The organism is Thalassovita sp. ABM4_323 (assembly GCF_056158665.1).
The window spans coordinates 915422-935578 of sequence record NZ_JBSWTS010000007.1; the positions used below are offsets into that span (position 1 = coordinate 915422).

Genomic DNA, 20157 nt, shown 5'->3' on the forward strand with positions numbered 1-20157 from the left:
GAAATCCAATGGGCCGGGGGTGCAAACCTCCGGCCTTTTCTGTATGCCAACAGGGCGCAAACAGGAGGCGGACATGAGCGACAGCCACAAGCAGAAAATGCAGAAAATGCAAAAGGCCCATCAGGACAAGGTGGCCGAGGCGACTGACCCAGATCGCGGGCTGGTCCTGATCCATACCGGCAACGGCAAAGGCAAATCCTCGTCCGCGTTTGGCGTGATTGTCCGCGCGCTGGGGTGGAAGAAAACCGTGGGCGTCGTGCAATTCATCAAGGGCAAGTGGATTACCGGCGAGCGTCAGTTTTTCGACCGTCTGGGCGGGGTCGATTGGCACACGATGGGCGAGGGATTCACCTGGGACACGCAAGATCGCGACCGCGATGTCGCCGCCGCGACGGCCGCCTTCAATCGCGGCTGCGAGATGATGGAAAGCGGCGAGTATGACCTGATCGTGCTGGACGAGATCAACATCGCCCTGCGCTATGACTATCTGTCGGCGGAGCAGGTGCTGGAGGGACTGAAACGCCGCTCGGACCGCACCAGCGCGATCCTGACCGGCCGCGATGCGCCGAAATTGCTGTGTGAATATGCCGATCTGGTGACTGAAATGACCGAGGTCAAACACCCCTACGCTGCCGGGATAAAGGCGCAGCGCGGGGTGGATTTCTAAGCGCCAGAAACAAAAAACGCCGGCCTCTGGGGCCGGCGTTCTGCGTTAGATAGGGATGCGATCAGGCGCGGACCAGGGCCTCGTAGGCCTCCGAGATTTCGCGGCACAGATCGCCCACCTCGAAAGTCCAGTCGCCGATCTGGCCCACGGGGGTGACCTCGGCGGCGGAACCGGTCAGCCAGCATTGTTCCATCTCGTCCAGCTCTTCGGGCATGATGTGGCGTTCGTGCACGGTGATGCCGCGATCCTTCAGCATGCCGATCACGGTCTGACGGGTCAGGCCGTTCAGGATGGCGTCGGGCAGGGGTGTGTGCACCTCGCCGTCCTTGACGAAAAAGATGTTGGCGCCGGTCGCTTCGGCGACGTAGCCGCGGTAATCCATGAACAGCGCGTCCGAGCAGCCCTTGGCCTCGGCCGCGTGTTTGGACATGGTGCAGATCATATAAAGACCCGCCGCCTTGGCCGAAGTCGGGATGGTTTCGGGCGAGGGGCGTTTCCACTTGGCCACGTCCAGTTTCGCACCCTGGTATTTCGCATCACCATAGTAGCTGCCCCATTCCCACGCGGTCACGGCCATGCGGACGGGGTTGCGGGCGGCTGAAACGCCCATGTCTTCGCCAGCGCCACGCCAGGCAACCACACGGACGTAAGCATCGGTCAGGTTGTTGGCGTCCAGAACGGCCTGTTTGGCGGCTTCAATTTCGTCCACCGAGTAGGGGATCGGCATGTCCATCATCTCGCCGGATTTGATCAGGCGTTCCGAGTGTTTGCGAGACAGGAAGATCTTGCCCTCATAGCAACGCTCGCCCTCGAACACGGACGAGGCATAGTGCAGGGCGTGAGTCAGAATGTGGACATTGGCGTCGCGCCAATCCACCAATTCTCCATCCATCCAAATTTTACCGTCGCGGTCATCATACCCAGCCATTCGTATCCTCCTGCGCGTTGCCGTTTTGCAAAAATTGCGCCAAATTGGTCCGGTGCGGACATTTTCTTGCGTGAAAGCTGCGATTCGGTATCAGTTCGCCCTTGGAATGTCAATAAGACTGACTTAAGCTGCTGCAATAGCGGGCATTTTGATAACGATTTGTAAGGGGATGACATGTCTGACGTGACGACCGGAGAGAACCTGCTGTTCCTGACCGATGAACAGCTGCGCCAAGGGATCGAGGCAATGTTCTTTGCATATCGGGGGTTTACCGCTGATCCTGACCGCATTCTGGCAGGTATGGCCTATGGGCGGGCGCATCACCGGGCGATTCACTTCATCAATCGGGCGCCGGGCACGACTGTGAACAACCTGCTGATCCTGCTGGGTGTGACCAAGCAGTCCCTGAACCGCGTCTTGCGGACTCTGATCGAGGATGGCCTTGTCGAAAGCCGCGTGGGCGTGGCCGACAAACGCGAACGTCATCTGTACCTGACCGAGGATGGCGCGGCGCTGGAACGCAAACTGTCTGATGCCCAGCGTGCCCGGATGCGCGCGGCCTATCGCGCGGCCGGGCCGCAGGCAGTGGCGGGCTTTCGTCAGGTGCTCGAGGCGATGATGGACCCTGAAATGCGCCGGCGCTACCACGCGCTGAAGGAGAATGGCGCATGAGCGACGTCGATCCCCATCTGCTGATCATCGATGATGATGAGCGCATCCGCGGGCTGTTGCAGAAATACCTGATGAAGAACGGATTCCTGGTGTCGGCCGCGCGTGACGCGGCCCATGCACGGCGGTTGCTGTCGGGGCTAGAGTTCGATCTGATCGTGATGGACGTGATGATGCCGGGCGAGGATGGGATCAGCCTCACGAAATCACTGCGCCAGGACATTGCGACCCCGATCCTTTTGCTGACAGCGCGGGGGGAAACCGAACACCGGATTGCGGGACTTGAGGCCGGGGCGGATGACTATCTGACCAAACCGTTCGAGCCCAAAGAGCTGTTGCTGCGGATCAACGCCATCCTGCGGCGTATGCCCGAAACCACAGCCGTGGACACAGCCCCCAAGGTGCTGTCCTTGGGGGATATCCGGTATGACACGGAACGCGGAGAGCTGTGGCATGGCGACGAACTGGTCCGGCTGACCGCGACCGAAAGCCAGCTGATGAAGATCTTCTCGGGGCTGCCACACGAAGCCATCTCGCGCAGCAAACTGGTCGAGGATCTGGGCCGCGATCGGGGGCAGGCGCAAGAACGCGCAGTGGATGTGCAGATCACTCGTCTGCGCCGCAAGATCGAGGCTGACCCCAAGCAGCCGCGCTATCTGCAAACGGTGCGCGGGGCGGGGTATATGCTGGCCCCGGATTGAGTATACGCGTCGAGCGATTCTTAAGTCTCAGAAAACAAGTGGAATTTTTTGCTTCACGTGTTAGCCTGACCCCAGGGCACCCACTGCCCGACTGGGGAGGACATCATGAAAATTCTGTATGCGGCCCTGTGCGCCGCCTGTTTCGCACCTGCTGCAATGGCGCAGGAACTGGTCTATTGGGACGGCGCCGGGGGATGGGATATCCTTGTTGATCCGAGCTTGGGCAATGGCTGCCTGATCCAGGCCGAGTTCACCAATGGCGTTGTTGTCCGGGTCGGCTTTGACCGGATCGAAGGCGGAGGCTATGTCACGGCCTTCCACGACAATTGGGGCGATATCGAAGAAGGCGCCAGCTATGACATCCTGTTCGATCTGGATGGCCAAACCTACGAGGGCGTCGCCCGTGGATTGTACCTGGCCGACGTTCCAGGGGCAGATATCTATTTCGATAACCCCGATTTCCTGTTCGATATTGCCGCGCGGCAGACCATGACGCTATTCAATGAGTACGGAGAAGTCATGGCCATTGACCTGACGGGCACGATGGTGGCGCTGGACACTGCCCTGACCTGCCAAGAGGAACAAGGCTAGCCAGACATCGGACCAAACATTGAAAAAGGGGTGTTGTATGACCACGGCCTTGTATATGCACGACGACTGCCTGGATCACATCACCCCGCCCGGTCACCCCGAGCAAGTCGCCCGGCTCGAGGCAATCTCAAGCGCGCTCGCCCCGCTCCAGCTTGCCCGCCACCAGGCCCCGCTATGTGAAGATCGCGATATCCTGCTGTGCCATCCGCAGCCCTATCTGGACAAGATCACCGCAAGCGTCCCGTCCTCAGGCACTGTCGCCTTGGATGCCGATACGCATATGTCCCCGGGCTCGTTGCAGGCCGCCCGTCGCGCCGTCGGAGCCAATATCGCCGCGGTCGACGCTGTTCTTGCGGGTGCGGTTCAAAACGCCTTTGTTGCCACCCGTCCACCTGGCCACCATGCCCAAACGGATACCCAGATGGGGTTTTGCCTCTTTGGAAATGTGGCGATTGCGGCGAAACACGCGCTGTCCAAGGGGCTCGAACGCATCGCCATCGTCGATTTCGATGTCCATCACGGGAACGGCACCCAAGACCTGCTGTGGGACGAACCCGGCATCCTGTTCTTCTCGTCCCACCAATCCCCACTCTGGCCTGGGTCTGGATCCGAAAACGAACGCGGCGCCCATGACCAGATCGTCAATCTGCCTCTGCCGCCCCATTCGGACGGCCGCACAATGCGCCAAACCTATCAGGCCCGCGTCTTTCCGATGATTGACGCCTACAAGCCCGAACTGATCCTGATCTCGGCCGGATTCGATGCCCATATGGCCGACCCGCTGGCGCAGCTGAACTGGGGCACCGAGGATTTCACATGGCTCACCCAACAGCTGATGCACCTGGCTGATCAGCATTGTGACGGGCGCATCGTCTCGACGCTCGAGGGCGGGTATGATCTCACAGCCCTCGCCGCCAGCACCGCCGCGCATGTGTCGTCTCTGGCAGGCGCCTGACCGTTCTTTCTTTGCTCCTGCAAATACTCACTGCAACGCATCAGCCAAACACATGGCCTAGGTGATCTTGCGCAGACCCCGCAACAAACCGCGCGTCATGTTGAACGCATGATCCACCCTGTCGGCAGGCATTTCAGGATGCTCGACCCGGATCAGAGTCTCGAAACACAGCATGAAGGGCAGGTGCCGGGTCCACATTTCGGGCGCAAAATCCATGTGCGATTGCAAGGCGTGAAAGGCCGCCGCGTCCACTCCAAAATGACGCTCTTTGCCAAACAGAATGCCCCGCCGGGCCATATGGGTGAGCGAGCGCGCCAGATCCTTGGCCACAGGCGCGCGGCCAGATCCACCGCAATCGATTCCGGTCAAGCCCTGTTCGGTCAGGATCAGGTTGTTGGGGTGGAAATCGCTGTGCGTGATCGCCACGGGCCAGGGCTCGGTACCGATTTGCTCGGACAGATGCCGCATCTTGCGAAAAACACGCTGTTCGACCTCGCGCAGTTTCTCATGCGGCTGCGTGGCCATGGCCTCTTTGGCTCTGCGCAGCCAGCGCCGCGTGTTGGCGGGCTGCATGGTCAAAGTGGGGGCCAGATAGGCCTCCAGCCAGGTCCCGGCCAGCGCGTAGGTTTGCGCGCGTGTTTCCCTTGGAAGCCTGGACAGATGTGACATCAAGGGACGACCGGGCACGAAGGCAATGACGGTCAGGCCGGTTTCCTCGTCAAAATAGATTGGTTCAACCACCTGATTGGGGCCTTCGGACATATAGGCGTGGGTGCGTTTCAGCTCGGCCCATTCCTTCGCCATCGGTTCCTGTCCCGCCTCAGAAAGTGGCGCGCGCAACACCACGTCTCGGCCCTCAAGCGTCGCGCGTACAATGATCCGCATATCGGGTACAAAGCGCAGAGTCTCGCCGTCGGTAACCTGTAAGCCCGCAGTACTGGCGAGTTCCAAAGCATGTTCATGCGCGGCCACAGCTTGGGCCGGATAAAGCATGATATTGCTGGAGGTGACGACACTCATTTGCGGTACTATCTGTCAGCGCCCGGTAAGCGTCAACTGAATTGAACCTTCGTTCGGGCGCGGATAAGGTGGCGCCGCAACTGCCCTGATAGGAGCCCCCGATGACCGACCGCCCCGTATCCGAAATGAGTTTCGAAGAAGCCATGGCCGAGCTGGAACAGGTTGTCGGCCAGCTGGAACGCGGCGACGTGGCGCTGGATGATTCCATCAAGCTGTATGAACGCGGAGCCGAGCTGAAAAAGCGCTGCGAGACCAAGTTGAAAGAGGCCGAGGAAAAGGTTGCCGCCATCACTCTGGATGGGGATGGCAACGCTGCCGGGCTGAAGCCGGTCGAAGGTCTGTAGAGGCACCCATGAGCCAAGTCGATTTGCAGGGCGCGCTGGCAGGGGCCCGCGACGCTGCCGAAGGATGGGTGCGTCAGGCTTTGGCCGGGCAAAACAGCCCCGTCGCCCAAGCGATGGAATATGCCTGTATCGGCGGCAAGGGGCTGCGCGCGTTTCTGGTGCTGGATAGCGCCCGCCTGCATGGGATTTCGCAGCAATCTGCCATTCCGGCAGCGGCGGCGATCGAGTGCATGCACGCCTATTCGTTGGTTCATGATGACATGCCCTGCATGGACAATGACCAGCTGCGACGCGGCCAACCCACTGTGCATGTGAAATGGGACGAGGTCACCGCAGTTCTGGCCGGGGACGCGTTGCAATCCTTGGCGTTTCAGGCGCTGTGTCAGACTGAATGCGCCCCCGAATACAAAGTTGCGTTGATCCATGGCTTTGCGCAGTCTGCCGGGATCGCTGGTATGGTGGGCGGTCAGGAAATGGACATCGCCGCTGAAACGGCGGCTCAACCGCTGACGCTGGACCAGATCACCGAATTGCAGGCGGGCAAAACCGGTGCCCTGATCGAATGGTCCGCCACGGCTGGCGCGATCATGGCGGGGGCGGATGCCGCCCCTCTGACGGCGTATTCACAAGCGTTGGGCCTCGCCTTTCAGATCTGGGACGATGTGCTGGATATCGAAGGCGACGCCGAAACCGTGGGCAAGGCCGTGGGCAAGGACGCAGATGCGGGTAAGGCCACGTTCGTGTCCCTTTTGGGCCTGGATGCGGCGAAAGCTCGCGCATCAGGGCTGGTGACACAGGCCTGCGACGCCCTAGCTGTGTACGGTAATCAGGCGGACACCTTGCGAGAGGCCGCTCGCTTCGTTATTTCGCGTGCAAGCTAACAGCCGCCCGGAGGGCCCATGTCGGACCGACCGCACACGCCATTGCTGGACCAAGTCAATGTCCCCGCTGACCTGAAAGGGCTCAGCGACGCGCAACTGCATCAAGTGGCCAACGAACTGCGCACCGAAACCGTAAGCGCCGTGTCCGAAACCGGGGGGCATTTGGGCGCCGGTCTGGGCGTGGTTGAACTGACCGTCGCCCTGCATGCGGTGTTTGACACGCCCAAGGACAAGGTGATCTGGGATGTGTCGCACCAATGCTATCCGCACAAGATCCTGACCGGCCGGCGCGACCGTATCCGCACCCTGCGGCAAAAGGATGGGCTGTCGGGCTTCACCAAACGCTCGGAAAGCCCGTTTGATCCGTTCGGCGCAGCGCATAGCTCGACCTCAATCTCCGCTGCTTTGGGTTTCGCCGTAGCCCGTGATCTGGGTGGCACTGCCGAGGGCGGGCTGGGTGACGCGATCGCCGTGATCGGCGACGGGTCCATGAGCGCGGGCATGGCGTTCGAGGCGATGAACAACGCGGGCCATCTGAAGAAACGCCTGATTGTCATCCTGAACGACAACGATATGTCGATTGCGCCGCCGGTTGGCGCGCTGTCCTCCTATCTCAGCCGTTTGTATGCGGGCGAGCCGTTCCAGGAATTCAAAGCCGCCGCTAAGGGTGCGGTCAGCCTGCTGCCCGAACCTTTCCGCGAAGGCGCCAAGCGCGCCAAGGAAATGCTGAAGGGCATGACCGTTGGTGGGACGTTGTTCGAAGAGATGGGCTTTTCCTATATCGGCCCGATTGACGGCCACGATCTGGATCAGCTGCTGCCGGTTCTGCGCACCGTCAAGGCGCGGGCAAACAGCCCCATCCTAATCCACGTGATCACGAAAAAGGGCAAAGGATACGCCCCCGCCGAACAGGCCATCGACCGTGGACACGCCACCGCAAAATTCGATGTGATCACCGGCAAGCAGCAAAAGGCGCCCTCGAACGCGCCCAGCTATACCAGTGTATTTGGCAAGACCTTGGTGGACATGGCCGCCCAGGACGACAAGATTTGCGCGGTGACCGCCGCGATGCCGGACGGCACAGGGCTGAACCTGATGGCCGAACGCTATCCCAGCCGGTGTTTTGACGTGGGTATTGCCGAACAGCATGCGGTGACCTTTGCGGCCGGGCTGGCTGCGGGTGGATTGAAACCGTTCTGCGCGCTGTATTCCACCTTCCTTCAGCGGGGCTATGATCAGGTGGTGCACGACGTGGCGATCCAGCGCCTGCCCGTGCGCTTTGCGATTGATCGCGCCGGATTGGTCGGGGCTGACGGCGCCACCCATGCGGGCAGTTTTGACACAGCGTTCCTGGCCAATCTGCCCGGTATCGTGGTGATGGCCGCCGCAGACGAGGCCGAGCTGGTCCACATGGTCGCCACCGCTGCGGCCCATGACGAGGGCCCGATCGCCTTCCGCTATCCGCGCGGCGAAGGGGTTGGCGTGGATATGCCCGAACGTGGCGAACCGATTGAAATCGGCAAAGGCCGTATGATCCAAGAGGGCAGCCGAGTCGCGATCCTGTCTTTTGGTACGCGCCTGTCCGAGGTCATGGCCGCCTGTGAATTGCTTCAGGCGCAGGGGATTACCCCCACCGTGGCCGATGCCCGATTCGCCAAACCTCTGGATCGTGACCTGATTCTCCAACTCGCCGCCGATCACGAGGCCCTGATCACCATTGAAGAGGGTGCAATCGGAGGTTTTGGCAGCCATGTCGCCCAATTGCTGGCCGAAGAGGGTGTTTTTGACTGCGGTTTAAAGTTCCGATCCATGGTTTTGCCCGATATTTTCATTGATCAGGCAAGTCCAGCCGATATGTATGAGGTCGCAGGCTTGAACGCGCCCAAAATACAGGCAAAAGTACTGGATATTCTGGGAATATCCCAAATCGGAGAAAAAAGAGCATGAAAAAAATTATCGCATTCCCGCTGGTTCTGATGTTGACCGCAGCCCCCGCCCTGGCCGGTAGTGCCGGGTCGGCTGCCATGGAACCCGCTGTTATCGCCGCCGAGGCCACCAGCTCGGGCGGTGCAGACTATGCGGTTTTTCTGTTGATGAGCGTGCTGATCGCACTGGGCATCCAGTAATCTGGGATTTCCCGAAAAAATTGTGGGTGGCCTGAGCCATGGGCCACTTACATCGCGCTGTTTAACAGCGCCAGCAACCCGGTCCGATAGTCCGGGTAACGCAGTCTGACCCCCAATTCATCCTTGATCCGGTCGTTGCGAACGCGTTTGGATTCCGCATAGAAGCTGCGGGCCATCGGAGTCATCTCGGCCTCTTCGATTGGAATGGCTGGGGGCACCGGAAGGTCCAGCAACCCAGCCGCATAGGCGATCACGTCTTCGGGCGGGGCGGCCAGATCGTCACAGACATTGTAGATCGCTCCGGGATTTGGACGCTGGATCGAGGCGTGCAGGACCTGCGCGATATCCTCGACATGAATGCGGCTGAACACCTGGTTTTCCTTGATGATCCGCCGCGCGGTGCCGTTGCGCACCTTGGCAAAGGGTCCGCGACCGGGGCCATAGATTCCGGCCAGACGAAAGATATGCAAAGGCAGGTCGAGCGACTGCCAGTCCCGTTCGGCTGCGACTCGCCATTGACCGCGTTTCGTCGAGGGGGTCAGCGGTGTGGTTTCGTCCACCCAGCCGCCTTGATGATCGCCGTATACCCCGGTGGTGGACAGATAGCCGACCCATTGCAGATGCTTAGCAGCGGCGATCTGGGCGCCAAAGCGGCGCAGGGTGGGGTCTCCGTCCGTGTCCGGACCGGCCGAGATCAACAGGTGCGTCGCCTTTGCCAAGGCGTTCTCAATCTCTGTATCCGTATCGTCGAGAACGATCGGCATGACGCCGGTTTCCCGAATCGCATTGGCCTTGTCGGGGCTGCGGGTCGTGCCAAAAACCTGCCAATCCTGGGCGATCAGTCGCTGAGCCAAGGCAGCAGCAGAGTAGCCATGCCCGAATGAGATCAATGTCTTAGTCATAAGATTACCCTGCGCTGAAACTTTTCTGACCACAAGTGTTACGAAAAATGTTTCTTTTAGGATTTTTGTAACATATAACGCGTTAAGCGACAGGAGGAGACCCAGCCATGTATTCGCAAGGTTTGATTGGGGCTGATGGCAGCACCCAGGAGACTCAGGAGTTTCTGGACAGGTTCCAGGCGCGTATTGATGCCGAACAAAAAATCGAGCCGACGGATGAGATGCCCGAAGGCTATCGCCGCACCCTGGTGCGTCAGATCGGTCAGCACGCGCATTCGGAAATCGTGGGGATGCTGCCCGAGGGCAACTGGATCACCCGCGCGCCCACGCTGCGCCGCAAGGCTGCGCTGCTGGCCAAAGTGCAGGACGAAGGCGGGCATGGGCTGTACCTGTATTCAGCTGCCGAAACGCTAGGGGTCAGCCGCGAGGAAATGACCGAAGAGCTGCATTCGGGTAAGGCCAAGTATTCTTCGATCTTCAACTATCCCACGCTCAGCTGGGCCGATATCGGCACCATCGGCTGGCTGGTGGATGGCGCTGCGATCATGAACCAGATCCCGCTGTGCCGCTGTTCCTTTGGGCCTTATGCCCGCGCGATGATCCGTGTTTGCAAGGAAGAGAGCTTTCACCAGCGTCAAGGCTATGAGATCGTGATGACGCTGGCCCAGGGCATGCCCGAACAGAAGGAAATGGCGCAAGACAGTCTGAACCGGTGGTGGTGGCCCTCGATCATGATGTTTGGGCCGCATGACGCGGACAGCCAGCACTCGGACCAGTCGATGGCGTGGAAGATTAAGCGGTTCAGCAATGACGAGCTGCGCCAGAAATTCATCGACGCGACCGTGCCGCAGGCAGAATACCTGGGCCTGAAAATCCCGGATCCTGATCTGAAATGGAACGAGGAGAAAGGCGGCTACGACCATGGCGAGATCGACTGGAGCGAATTCTGGCGCGTGGTGAAAGGGCATGGCCCGATGGCGCGGGATCGCATTCGCGACCGTAAGAAGGCCTGGGATGATGGGGCCTGGGTGCGCGAGGCTGCGCTGGCTCATGCCGAGAAGCGCCAGGCACGCAAGATGGCTGCGGAGTAATTCGGGCTGAGGTTTTGGACCGGCGGGACGACGCTCGTTGCCGTTGGCAACATCGCCCCGCCCACCGTCCCTTTTGGGGATTCACGAGAATTGAGAGGAGAGCGAGATGGGAAGCACCACGCCGCTTTGGGAAGTTTTCATTCGCCCGCGAAACGGGCTGTCGCATAAGCATGTGGGCTCGATCCACGCCGCAGACGAGGTGATGGCCGTGCAGGCCGCCCGTGATGTGTATACGCGCCGGGGGGAGGGGACCTCGATCTGGGTGGTGCGTTCGGCCGACATCGTGGCCAGCGATCCTGATCAGGCCGGTGAGAATTTCGAGCCGACAGCGGATAAGATTTACCGTCATCCGACCTTCTATGACATCCCCGAAGAAGTGGGGCATATGTGATGGCCATCTATCAGGCAATTCTGGAGCTGGCGGATGACAATCTGGTGCTGGGGCATCGGGTGTCGGAATGGTGCGGACATGCGCCCTTGCTAGAGGAAGATCTGGCGATGCCGAACATGGCATTGGACATGATCGGGACGGCGCGGACGCTGTACGAACATGCCGCAAACCTGGAGGGCAAAGGCCAATCCGAGGACGACATGGCCTATTTGCGCGGGGAGCGCGAGTATCGCAACTGTCTGCTGGTCGAGCGTCGCAACGAAGATTTCGCCCATACCATGCTGCGCCAGCTGTATTTCGCGGCTTTCATGAAGCCCTATTGGGACGCCGCGGCTCGCAGCACCGACGAGGTGATCCGTGGGGTCGCTGGTAAGGCTGTGAAAGAGATGGCCTATCACATCCGTCATGCGGGTGAGTGGGTGGTCCGCCTGGGTGATGGCACCGAGGAAAGTGCCTCCCGGATGCAGGAGGCTGTTGAGGCGCTCTCGATCTATGTCGATGAGCTGTTCGTCAGTTCCGAGGCCGCGCAAGAGGCCGAAGCGGCGGGCATTCTGCCCAAACGCGCTGATATGCGGGCTGCGTTTGGTGTGGTGATTGCCCAGATTTTCGAACAGGCGGTGCTGGATATGCCCAGCGTCGACTATCCCCACACCGGCGGCCGTGAGGGCCTGCATGGCGAGGACCTTGGCCATCTGTTGGCCGAGATGCAATCGCTGTATCGCGCCCATCCTGGGGCCAGCTGGTAATGTCCCGGGCCGCGCAAGAGGAGGCGCGCGCCTGGGACGCCGCAGCGCAAGTGCCTGATCCCGAGGTGCCCTGCGTCACCGTCGCGGATCTGGGCATTTTGCGCTGGGTTCGGGTCGAAAACAGTGTCGTAAAGGCCGGGGTCACGCCCACCTATTCGGGCTGTCCGGCGACCTTGGCCATCGAGCTGGCCATCGAAACCGCGATCCGCGAGGCCGGGTTTGACAAGGTACAAATCGAACGCATCCTATCGCCTGCCTGGACCACCGATTGGATCAGCGCCGAAGGGCGTGAGAAACTGCGGGACTATGGCATCGCACCGCCCGAAGAGGCGACCGGCAAAGGCCTGATGCTGTTCGGTGAGACCACGGTGACCTGCCCGCGCTGCGGCTCGACGCAAACAGAACGACTATCCGAGTTCGGCTCGACCGCGTGCAAGGCGCAATACCGCTGCACCGCCTGTGCCGAACCCTTCGACTATTTCAAATGTATCTGAGAGGACCAGCAAGATGTTCCACCAGCTGACGATCCAGACTGTGACCCATGAAACGCCCGATGCCGTGGCGATCACCTTTGATGTGCCTAGTGATCTGGACGGTGCCTTTGACTGGAAACCGGGCCAATACCTGACCCTGCGCACCGAGATCGAAGGCGAGGACCTGCGCCGCTCGTATTCCATTGCCAGCCTGCCCGGCAGACCGCTGACGGTTGGGGTGAAACGGGTTGAAGAGGGCAAATTCTCGACCTTTGCGCAGGGCCTGCAAGCGGGTGACACGATCCAGGTCATGCCCCCCGAGGGACGGTTTACGCCCAATGGTGAAAAGCAACTGATCCTGATCGCGGCCGGGTCGGGCATCACCCCAATGGTGTCCATCGCCGCGGACCAGCTGGCGCAGGGCCACGAGGTCACGCTGGTCTATGGCAACCGCCGGACCGACAGCATCATGTTCCGCCAGGCGCTGGATGCGCTGAAGGACCGCTATACCGATCGTTTCACCCTGATCCATATCCTCAGCCGGGAACCGCAAGACGTGGATTTGCTGAATGGCCGCATCACCGGAGAAAAAATCGCTGCGTTGGGGCGTGCCGGTGCGATCGATCTGCAGGCGGATGGCGTGTATCTGTGCGGGCCTGGCGACATGATCGACGATGTCGCGGCCACATTGGAAACCGAGGGCGTGGCCAAGGACACAATTCATTTCGAACGCTTTTACGAAGGCGAAGCGCCCAAGGCCCCGGCCTCGGCCGCTGCTCAGGCCGCAGCCGAGCAGGGGGTCACGGTCGAGGTCATTCTGGATGGCACGCGCCGGGTGTTCGAATTCGATGCGCAGGATGACACGATCCTGGATGCCGCCGCCCGTCAGGGGCTGGAATTGCCCTATTCCTGCAAGGGCGGCATGTGCTGCACCTGCCGCTGCAAAGTCGAAGAAGGCAGCGCAGAAATGGCCGTGAACTATTCACTGGAAGACTGGGAGCTGAAGGCCGGGTTCACGCTGGGCTGTCAGGCGCGCCCGACCAGTGAAAAACTGGTGCTGGACTTCGACGCAGCCTGAGTTTCGCTGCAGGCAGGCTTGGGGGTGGTTTTGCGGCTGCCTCCAAGGCGCCACGCGGCTTGAACGTGGGTCGTGGTCGTGTCAACGTCCTCGAAAAGAGAGGCGCACATGACCCCGACCGCACAGGACCCCATGATCGAAACCCCTGATTTGCCGATTGCGCAGGTCTTTGACGACCCCAAGGCCGCTGTGACGCGCCTGCAAGAGCTGTACCAAGGCGCGGTGGACTTTCTTCAAGAGAGGTTCGCCCAAGCCATGCGCGATGGGAATGCGACAGTGCGCTTTCGGGCGTTCTATCCCGAGGTTCGGATCACCACGACCAGCTTTGCCCAGATTGATTCGCGTCTCAGCTTTGGTCACGTTGCGGAACCAGGGACTTATGCGACAACGATCACCCGACCTGATTTGTTTTCCCATTACCTAGAACAGCAGATCGGTCTGCTGATTGAAAACCATGGGGTGCCGGTGGTGATTGGCGTGTCAACCACCCCGATGCCGGTGCATTTCGCGATGGCCGTCGGAGGCGCGACCGTGCCGCAGGAAGGCGCGGCGGCCTTTACCCTGCGCGATGTGTTCGATGTGCCGGATCTGGGGACCACCAATGATGACATCGTGAATGGCACCTATTCGGTGCCACCCGATGGCACGCGCCCCTTAGCCCCGTTTACGGCGCAGCGGGTAGATTATTCGCTGGCGCGGCTGTCGCACTACACCGCCACCGACCCGGATCACTTTCAGAACCACGTGCTGTTCACCAACTACCAGTTCTATGTGTCCGAATTCGAGGCCTATGCCCGCCGGATGCTAGCCGATCCGGACAGCGGCTATTCCGCGTTTGTCAGCACCGGGAATGTCCAGATCACCGGCCCGGATGATCCGTTGCCCGCGACCGACAAGATGCCCCAGATGCCGGCCTATCATTTAAAACGCAAACATGGCGCCGGGATCACATTGGTGAATATCGGGGTGGGTCCGTCTAACGCGAAAACGGCGACCGACCATATCGCGGTGCTGCGGCCACATGCGTGGATCATGGTGGGGCATTGCGCGGGGCTGCGCTCCAGCCAGAGCCTTGGGGATTTCGTGCTGGCGCATGCCTATCTGCGCGAGGACAAGGTGCTGGATGATGACCTGCCTGTCTGGGTGCCCGTGCCCGCGCTGGCCGAGATCCAGATCGCCCTGGAACAAGCGGTCGAGGATGAAACCACGCTCGAGGGCTATGATCTGAAACGCGTGATGCGTACCGGCACCGTCGCCAGCCTGGACAACCGAAACTGGGAGCTGCGCGATCATACCGGCCCGGTCCAGCGCCTGTCGCAATCGCGCGCCGTTGCTCTGGACATGGAAAGCGCAACGATTGCCGCAAATGGGTTCCGGTTCCGCGTGCCCTACGGCACTTTGCTTTGCATCAGCGATAAACCGCTGCACGGAGAGCTGAAACTGCCGGGAATGGCCAGTGATTTCTACAAAACGCAGGTTTCGCGCCATTTGCTGATTGGCATTCGGGCGATGGAGCGGTTAAGAGACATGCCGCTGGAGCGTATTCACAGCCGGAAGCTGCGCAGTTTCGACGAGACCGCCTTCCTGTGACTTCGCGTCAGATGCCACAAAACGTATGTTTTTATAGGGTTCAAAGACACAATTCGTTGTGTTCGCCCACGACATACAGTTAAATGCCGCGCAATGAGGCCCTAGAAATCGGGCAAATGAAGGAGAACAACAAGAATGACCAAACCTTTGACCAAAACTCAGCTGGTTGCTGCACTGGCCGAAGAAATGGGCGTGGACAAAAAGGCCGCTGGTGCCGCGCTTGAAGCCGTGACCACCATCATCACCCGTGAAGTTTCCGGCGGTGGTGCGGTGACCCTGCCCGGCGTTGGCAAAATCTATTGCCGCGAACGCCCCGAGCGCATGGTGCGCAACCCCGCCACCAACGAGCAAATCAAGAAAGAGGCCGACAAGGTGGTCAAGATGACCATCGCCAAAGCGCTGAAGGACAGCGTGAACGCCTGATCTTGCATTTGATCAAAGTTTCGGAAAGGGTCGTCCTGATGGGGCGGCCCTTTTCAATTTCAGGAGAACACGGGTGGATATCAGAGCAATCGGTTTGGGCATGGCCTTTGCGTTCATGTGGTCCTCGGCGTTCACCTCGGCGCGGGTGATCGTGCAATATGCCCCGCCCATGGGGTCGCTGTCACTGCGGTTCCTGATCTCGGGTCTGATTGGTGTTGGGATCGCCTTGGCGCTGGGCCAAAGATTTCGCCTGACCCGCGCGCAATGGAAGGCGACGATCCTGTTCGGCATCTGTCAGAACGCGCTGTATTTGGGTCTGAACTTTGTGGCTATGCAGACGATCGAGGCCAGCCTGGCCTCGATTGTGGCTTCGACGATGCCGTTGATGGTCGCGCTGGCCGGGTGGATCATCTTTCAGGATCGGCTGCCCAAGATGGGTGTCGCCGGGTTGGTGCTTGGTGTGGTCGGGGTGATCGTGATCATGGGCGCGCGGCTCGAGGGCGAGGTGGATCGCGTCGGGCTGGCGCTTTGCTTTATCGCGGCAATCGCGCTGACCGTGGCGACTTTGTCGGTGCGCGGTGCGTCCTCGGGCGGCAATGTGATGATGATCGTCGGTCTGCAAATGCTGGTCGGTTCGGTGATCCTGGCGGTCCCGGCTGCGCTGATGGAGGACCTGTCGTTTGATCTGACCTGGCAGCTGGGTGTCGCCTTTATCTATACGACGCTGGTGCCCGGCCTGACGGCCACCTGGGTGTGGTTCTGGCTGGTGAACCGGATTGGCGCAGTCAAAGCCTCGACCTTCCACTTTCTGAACCCGTTCTTCGGGGTGGCCGTCGCAGCGGTGCTGCTTGGGGAAAGCCTGGGTCTGCTGGATGTGGTCGGCGTTGCTGCCATTGCGCTGGGCATCCTGGCGGTGCAGCTGTCCAAGCAGCAGACGGCCTAGAGGATCGCCAGCAGCGCCGACAGGGTAAAGAACGCGCCGAATGTCGCCCCCAGCAAGGCAATCGAGGCCACGCCCTCGTGCCCGTATTCCTGCGCCAGAACGGTGTAGATCCCAAACATCGGCATGGCTGCGGACAGGACGACCGCACTGTGCATGTCGGCCCCAAGCGCGGGCAGCCCCAAAAGCGGAACCAAAGCAGCGGCCGCAAAAACCATCGCGGGATGCAGGATCAGCTTGCCCACCATGATCTGAGCGGCCAGCCCGGTGTTCCCGCGAATGGGCAGCCCCACCAGCGTGCCACCGATTACGAACAGCGCCAGCGCCGAGGCCGACGCCGCCAGCATATCCAGCAAGCGATCCGCCCCCGAGGGCAGCTCGATCCCCGACAGCATCAGCGCAAAACCCCCCAACAGACCCAGCACCATCGGGCGTTTGATCACCGACAGGAACAGGTTGCCCAGCATCCGCCCCAAAGAGGCGTGCTCCTCTTTGCGCGACAGTTCCATAAGGACCAGACAGATGGGGATGATAAAGAAATTCTCGATCACGAAGTTCAGCGCCAGGATCACGCCAGCCTGATCCGGGAACAGCAGCAACATGACCGGATATCCCACATAGCCCGAGTTCGGGCTCGACGCGCCCAGGGCCCCGATGCCGCGCCGCGCCGGCCCTACGCCCTGCACCCATAGCACCGAATAGATTACGGCAATTGTCACCACCCCACCGGCCAGAAAGGCGGTCATATAGCTGAAGTTCAGCACTTCGGACAGGTCCCGGCGCCCGACGGCGCTGAACAGCAGCGCAGGCAGCGCGATATTCATCACGTATTTCCCAAGGGTGCGCATTTCGGACTGCGCAAACAGCTGGTATTTCACACCAGCAAAGCCCAGCCCGATGGCCGCGAAAATGGGAAAGGTGATGGTTAGGATGTCCAGCATGTCAGCTCCAACGAGACGGCGGCGCGGCGCCAATTTCTGCCGCGAGATGTGAAATGAAATCCAGCATGGTCGACGCGCGCGCCTGGGCAATTTGTCGACCGCGCTTGGTCAGCATGTCTTGGGGTAACCGCAGAAGCTTGGCTGGCCAATGGTCCAGCGCAAATTGACCGTCATCCAGATCGCGCGCTGTGGCGAACGGGTCTTCGGGGTCATAGAAGCTGCGCCCCAACTGCCCCGAAACGGCAAAGGTGCGCGCGATGCCGATCGCGCCCAGGGCGTCCAGCCGATCCGCATCTCGCAGGATGCGCGCAGTGTCTGATTTAGGCTCTATTCCAGCGGAAAAGCTATGTGCGGCGATGGCGTGCTGGGCGCTTAGGATCTGAGCGTCCGTCAGCCCCAAGGCGCGCATATGCGGCGCGGCGGCCTGTGCGGACAGGGTAGAGGCCTGCGCCCGGTTCGGCGCGTCCTTGGGCAGGTTAATCAGGTCGTGCAGATAGGCGGCGGCCATCAGCGGCACCTCGTCAACATCCATGGTGTCTGCGATTTCCATGCAGGTCAGCCAGACCCGATCCAGATGCGCCAGATCATGCGCTGCGTCCTGCGCCATCTCCGCCGCCGCAATATGGCGGAGCTGTTGGCGCAGGGGCTCGCTCACCCGATTTTGCCCCGGTTTTCGCCGATCTGTCCGCGATGCAGCAGCAAATGATCCAGGATCACGCAGGCCATCATCGCCTCGCCCACGGGAACGGCGCGTATACCGACGCAAGGATCGTGGCGACCCTTGGTGATGATCTCGGCGGCTTCACCCGATTTGGTAATGGTCTGGCGGGTTTTCAGGATCGAGCTGGTTGGTTTCACCGCAAAGCGCACCACCAGGTCCTGCCCGGTCGAGATACCGCCCAGGATGCCACCCGCATGGTTGGACGAGTAAACCGGCTGACCGTCATTGCCCATGAAGATCTCGTCAGCGTTTTCTTCACCAGTCAGGCAGGCGGCGTTCATGCCCTCGCCGATCTCAACGCCCTTCACAGCGTTGATCGACATCATCGCGGCGGCCAGATCGGTGTCGATTTTGCCATAGACCGGCGCACCCAGACCGGCGGGCACGCCTTTGGCGACAACCTCGACCACGGCGCCGACGGAATTGCCGGATTTGCGCAGCGCGTCCATGTAATCGGCCCAGTCACCGGCGGTAGTGGCGTCGGGGCACCAGAACGGGTTCTGATCGATCTGATCCCAATCGAAACGGTCGCGATCAATGCCATGCGGGCCGATCTGGGTCATGTAGCCTTTGATTTCCACACCCGGCACCATGGCCTTGATCGCCTCGCGCGCGACACCACCGGCGGCCACGCGGGCCGCGGTTTCACGAGCAGACGAGCGCCCGCCACCGCGATAGTCCCGAATGCCGTATTTCTGCCAATAGGTGATGTCAGCGTGGCCAGGGCGGAATTTTTCGGCGATATCGCCGTAGTCCTTCGAGCGCTGATCGGTGTTTTCGATCATCAGCTGAATGGGCGTGCCCGTGGTCTGGCCTTCGAACATGCCGGACAGGATTTTCACCTGGTCGGGCTCGCGTCGTTGGGTGGTGTATTTGCTGGTGCCCGGTTTGCGCTGGTCCAGCCAGTGTTGCAGCATCTCGGGTGTCAGTGCGACCCCCGGAGGGCACCCGTCCACGGTTGCGCCCAAGGCAGGCCCGTGGCTTTCGCCCCAGGTGGTGACGCGGAAAAGATGACCGAAAGAATTCATGCTCATGGGGCGCTCCTTTGGTGGTTCCTTACCCAAAGTCGCGCGGTTGGAAAAGAGCCACCGAGACAAAACCGCCCAGACAAGGGGGCAGCAGACGATTTTACATGAAGTTCAGACGGATCAGTCCAGCGCGCGGGCCTCGTCGACCAGCATCACGGGGATGCCATTGCGGATCGGAAAGGCCAGATTGGCGGACTTGCTGATCAATTCCTGCGCCTCGACGTCATAAGTCAGTTTGGCGTGGGTCACCGGGCAGATCAGCGCCTCGAGCATACGGCGGTCAAAGGGGGTGTCGGTCATTGCATAATTTCCTCTCCGTCACCGCCACGTAGCGCGTATTCAATCAGCGTGACAAGAGTTTCACGACGGGTTTCCAAACACGGGGCTTCCAGCAGGGCTTGCTTGTCCTCGGCGTCCAGGTCCAGCAGCATGGACAACGAGTTGATCAGCAGCTCGTCATCCGCGTTTTCCAGCGTGTCCCAGTCGGTTTCCAATCCTTGTTTGGTGAAATACCGGCACAGTGACTCCAGAAAAACGGGCCGATCAAAGGCGGTATCCTTTTCCTCGGGGCCCAGATCGCGGGAGAAATCATCCCAAATCACGCGGCACCGGCGATAGGGGGTAAAGCCCTCCAGCTCTTCGATGACGCGAAAGCGCGAGATGCCAGACAGGGTGATCATATACCGCCCGTCCTCGGTTTCGGAAAACTGGGTGACCCGGCCCGCACAGCCGATCTGGTGCAGACGCTCGCCCGGTCCGCAATCAATACAAGGCTGGATCATGCCGATCAGCCGCTCGGGTGTTTTCAGCGCGTCATCCAGCATCGCCAGGTAACGCGGTTCAAAGATGTGCAGCGGCAAGCGTGACCGGGGCAGCAGCAGCGCCCCGGACAAGGGAAAGACCGGCAGGATCGCGGGAAGGTCGAAATTCAGAGCCATGACGCCATAATTA

General features: G+C 60.6%; 25 protein-coding genes. 17 read left to right on the forward strand and 8 right to left on the reverse strand.

Translation table 11 applies throughout. From position 1 onward, the window contains the following. Nucleotides 1-73 precede the first annotated feature (73 nt). On the forward strand, nucleotides 74-667 hold the full coding sequence (gene cobO / locus ACXADQ_RS06785; protein WP_475317383.1) for a cob(I)yrinic acid a,c-diamide adenosyltransferase: 594 nt from the start codon (nucleotides 74-76) through the stop codon (nucleotides 665-667). Nucleotides 668-728: 61 nt separating this feature from the next. Here the strand turns inward: cobO and ACXADQ_RS06790 are convergent, their stop codons facing one another. Next, nucleotides 729-1595 (reverse strand): branched-chain amino acid aminotransferase, encoded by an 867-nt coding sequence (locus ACXADQ_RS06790; protein ID WP_475317386.1) that lies wholly within the window; start codon nucleotides 1593-1595, stop codon nucleotides 729-731. 174 nt (nucleotides 1596-1769) lie between these two features. On the opposite strand from ACXADQ_RS06790, the gene ACXADQ_RS06795 reads away from it, so the two are divergent. The 4 genes from ACXADQ_RS06795 to ACXADQ_RS06810 all read left to right on the forward strand — a co-directional run bounded on the left by ACXADQ_RS06795 (nucleotide 1770) and on the right by ACXADQ_RS06810 (nucleotide 4511). Continuing rightward, a complete protein-coding gene (locus ACXADQ_RS06795) occupies nucleotides 1770-2267 on the forward strand; it encodes a MarR family winged helix-turn-helix transcriptional regulator (protein ID WP_475317388.1) in 498 nt (165 codons plus the stop codon). Then, on the forward strand, nucleotides 2264-2965 hold the full coding sequence (locus tag ACXADQ_RS06800) for a response regulator (RefSeq protein WP_475317393.1): 702 nt from the start codon (nucleotides 2264-2266) through the stop codon (nucleotides 2963-2965). The genes ACXADQ_RS06795 and ACXADQ_RS06800 overlap by 4 nt, the downstream gene beginning before the upstream one ends. A 105-nt stretch (nucleotides 2966-3070) precedes the next feature. After that, complete coding sequence (locus ACXADQ_RS06805; RefSeq protein ID WP_475317399.1) at nucleotides 3071-3556, forward strand: hypothetical protein; 486 nt, start codon at nucleotides 3071-3073, stop codon at nucleotides 3554-3556. A gap of 37 nt (nucleotides 3557-3593) precedes the next feature. Next, complete coding sequence (locus ACXADQ_RS06810; protein WP_475317405.1) at nucleotides 3594-4511, forward strand: histone deacetylase family protein; 918 nt, start codon at nucleotides 3594-3596, stop codon at nucleotides 4509-4511. A 57-nt stretch (nucleotides 4512-4568) separates the two neighbouring features. On the opposite strand, the gene ACXADQ_RS06815 is transcribed toward ACXADQ_RS06810, so the two are convergent. Further along, the gene (locus tag ACXADQ_RS06815; protein WP_475317409.1) at nucleotides 4569-5531 is read right to left on the reverse strand and encodes a phosphotransferase family protein; all 963 of its coding nucleotides are present in this window, start codon (nucleotides 5529-5531) and stop codon (nucleotides 4569-4571) included. Nucleotides 5532-5632: 101 nt separating this feature from the next. Here ACXADQ_RS06815 and ACXADQ_RS06820 point away from each other — a divergent pair, with 101 nt between their 5' ends. From ACXADQ_RS06820 to ACXADQ_RS06835, 4 genes are read left to right on the forward strand one after another with little or no spacing between them, the layout of a single operon-like run. Continuing rightward, the gene (locus tag ACXADQ_RS06820) at nucleotides 5633-5875 is read left to right on the forward strand and encodes an exodeoxyribonuclease VII small subunit (protein ID WP_475317415.1); all 243 of its coding nucleotides are present in this window, start codon (nucleotides 5633-5635) and stop codon (nucleotides 5873-5875) included. 8 nt (nucleotides 5876-5883) lie between these two features. Next, nucleotides 5884-6756 carry a polyprenyl synthetase family protein gene (locus ACXADQ_RS06825; RefSeq protein ID WP_475317419.1) on the forward strand — a complete coding sequence of 291 codons (873 nt, stop codon included), beginning with the start codon at nucleotides 5884-5886 and terminating at the stop codon, nucleotides 6754-6756. A gap of 18 nt (nucleotides 6757-6774) precedes the next feature. Then, nucleotides 6775-8703, forward strand: coding sequence for a 1-deoxy-D-xylulose-5-phosphate synthase (dxs, locus tag ACXADQ_RS06830; protein WP_475317423.1), 1929 nt, complete (start codon nucleotides 6775-6777; stop codon nucleotides 8701-8703). Then, complete coding sequence (locus ACXADQ_RS06835; protein WP_475317430.1) at nucleotides 8700-8882, forward strand: hypothetical protein; 183 nt, start codon at nucleotides 8700-8702, stop codon at nucleotides 8880-8882. The genes dxs and ACXADQ_RS06835 overlap by 4 nt, the downstream gene beginning before the upstream one ends. A gap of 47 nt (nucleotides 8883-8929) precedes the next feature. On the opposite strand, the gene ACXADQ_RS06840 is transcribed toward ACXADQ_RS06835, so the two are convergent. Then, nucleotides 8930-9784 (reverse strand): SDR family oxidoreductase, encoded by an 855-nt coding sequence (locus ACXADQ_RS06840; protein WP_475317436.1) that lies wholly within the window; start codon nucleotides 9782-9784, stop codon nucleotides 8930-8932. Between the two features lie 107 nt (nucleotides 9785-9891). On the opposite strand from ACXADQ_RS06840, the gene paaA reads away from it, so the two are divergent. The 8 genes from paaA to ACXADQ_RS06880 all read left to right on the forward strand — a co-directional run bounded on the left by paaA (nucleotide 9892) and on the right by ACXADQ_RS06880 (nucleotide 16519). Next, nucleotides 9892-10875 (forward strand): 1,2-phenylacetyl-CoA epoxidase subunit PaaA, encoded by a 984-nt coding sequence (gene paaA / locus ACXADQ_RS06845; RefSeq protein WP_475317441.1) that lies wholly within the window; start codon nucleotides 9892-9894, stop codon nucleotides 10873-10875. 106 nt (nucleotides 10876-10981) lie between these two features. After that, nucleotides 10982-11266 (forward strand): 1,2-phenylacetyl-CoA epoxidase subunit PaaB, encoded by a 285-nt coding sequence (gene paaB, locus ACXADQ_RS06850; RefSeq protein WP_475317447.1) that lies wholly within the window; start codon nucleotides 10982-10984, stop codon nucleotides 11264-11266. Then, on the forward strand, nucleotides 11266-12012 hold the full coding sequence (gene paaC, locus ACXADQ_RS06855) for a 1,2-phenylacetyl-CoA epoxidase subunit PaaC (protein WP_475317451.1): 747 nt from the start codon (nucleotides 11266-11268) through the stop codon (nucleotides 12010-12012). Before paaB ends, paaC begins: the two co-directional genes overlap by 1 nt. Beyond that, nucleotides 12012-12506, forward strand: a complete 495-nt coding sequence (paaD, locus tag ACXADQ_RS06860; RefSeq protein WP_475317454.1) for a 1,2-phenylacetyl-CoA epoxidase subunit PaaD — start codon at nucleotides 12012-12014, stop codon at nucleotides 12504-12506. The genes paaC and paaD overlap by 1 nt, the downstream gene beginning before the upstream one ends. Nucleotides 12507-12519: 13 nt before the next feature. Continuing rightward, complete coding sequence (locus ACXADQ_RS06865; RefSeq protein WP_475317460.1) at nucleotides 12520-13563, forward strand: 2Fe-2S iron-sulfur cluster-binding protein; 1044 nt, start codon at nucleotides 12520-12522, stop codon at nucleotides 13561-13563. Nucleotides 13564-13695: 132 nt separating this feature from the next. Further along, nucleotides 13696-15153, forward strand: a complete 1458-nt coding sequence (locus tag ACXADQ_RS06870; protein WP_475326041.1) for an AMP nucleosidase — start codon at nucleotides 13696-13698, stop codon at nucleotides 15151-15153. 135 nt (nucleotides 15154-15288) lie between these two features. Next, on the forward strand, nucleotides 15289-15576 hold the full coding sequence (locus ACXADQ_RS06875) for an HU family DNA-binding protein (protein ID WP_420568866.1): 288 nt from the start codon (nucleotides 15289-15291) through the stop codon (nucleotides 15574-15576). Between the two features lie 73 nt (nucleotides 15577-15649). Beyond that, on the forward strand, nucleotides 15650-16519 hold the full coding sequence (locus ACXADQ_RS06880; RefSeq protein ID WP_475317469.1) for a DMT family transporter: 870 nt from the start codon (nucleotides 15650-15652) through the stop codon (nucleotides 16517-16519). On the opposite strand, the gene ACXADQ_RS06885 is transcribed toward ACXADQ_RS06880, so the two are convergent. The 5 genes from ACXADQ_RS06885 to ACXADQ_RS06905 form a co-directional block, all read right to left on the reverse strand. Further along, the gene (locus ACXADQ_RS06885; protein WP_475317472.1) at nucleotides 16516-17457 is read right to left on the reverse strand and encodes an AEC family transporter; all 942 of its coding nucleotides are present in this window, start codon (nucleotides 17455-17457) and stop codon (nucleotides 16516-16518) included. The genes ACXADQ_RS06880 and ACXADQ_RS06885 overlap by 4 nt on opposite strands. Nucleotide 17458: 1 nt before the next feature. Continuing rightward, nucleotides 17459-18112, reverse strand: a complete 654-nt coding sequence (locus tag ACXADQ_RS06890) for an HD domain-containing protein (RefSeq protein WP_475317474.1) — start codon at nucleotides 18110-18112, stop codon at nucleotides 17459-17461. Further along, nucleotides 18109-19212 (reverse strand): chorismate synthase, encoded by a 1104-nt coding sequence (gene aroC, locus ACXADQ_RS06895; RefSeq protein ID WP_475317476.1) that lies wholly within the window; start codon nucleotides 19210-19212, stop codon nucleotides 18109-18111. The genes ACXADQ_RS06890 and aroC overlap by 4 nt, the downstream gene beginning before the upstream one ends. A gap of 114 nt (nucleotides 19213-19326) precedes the next feature. Further along, nucleotides 19327-19506, reverse strand: coding sequence for a Trm112 family protein (locus tag ACXADQ_RS06900; protein WP_475317480.1), 180 nt, complete (start codon nucleotides 19504-19506; stop codon nucleotides 19327-19329). Continuing rightward, a complete protein-coding gene (locus tag ACXADQ_RS06905) occupies nucleotides 19503-20144 on the reverse strand; it encodes an LON peptidase substrate-binding domain-containing protein (RefSeq protein ID WP_475317484.1) in 642 nt (213 codons plus the stop codon). The genes ACXADQ_RS06900 and ACXADQ_RS06905 overlap by 4 nt, the downstream gene beginning before the upstream one ends. Nucleotides 20145-20157 lie beyond the last annotated feature (13 nt).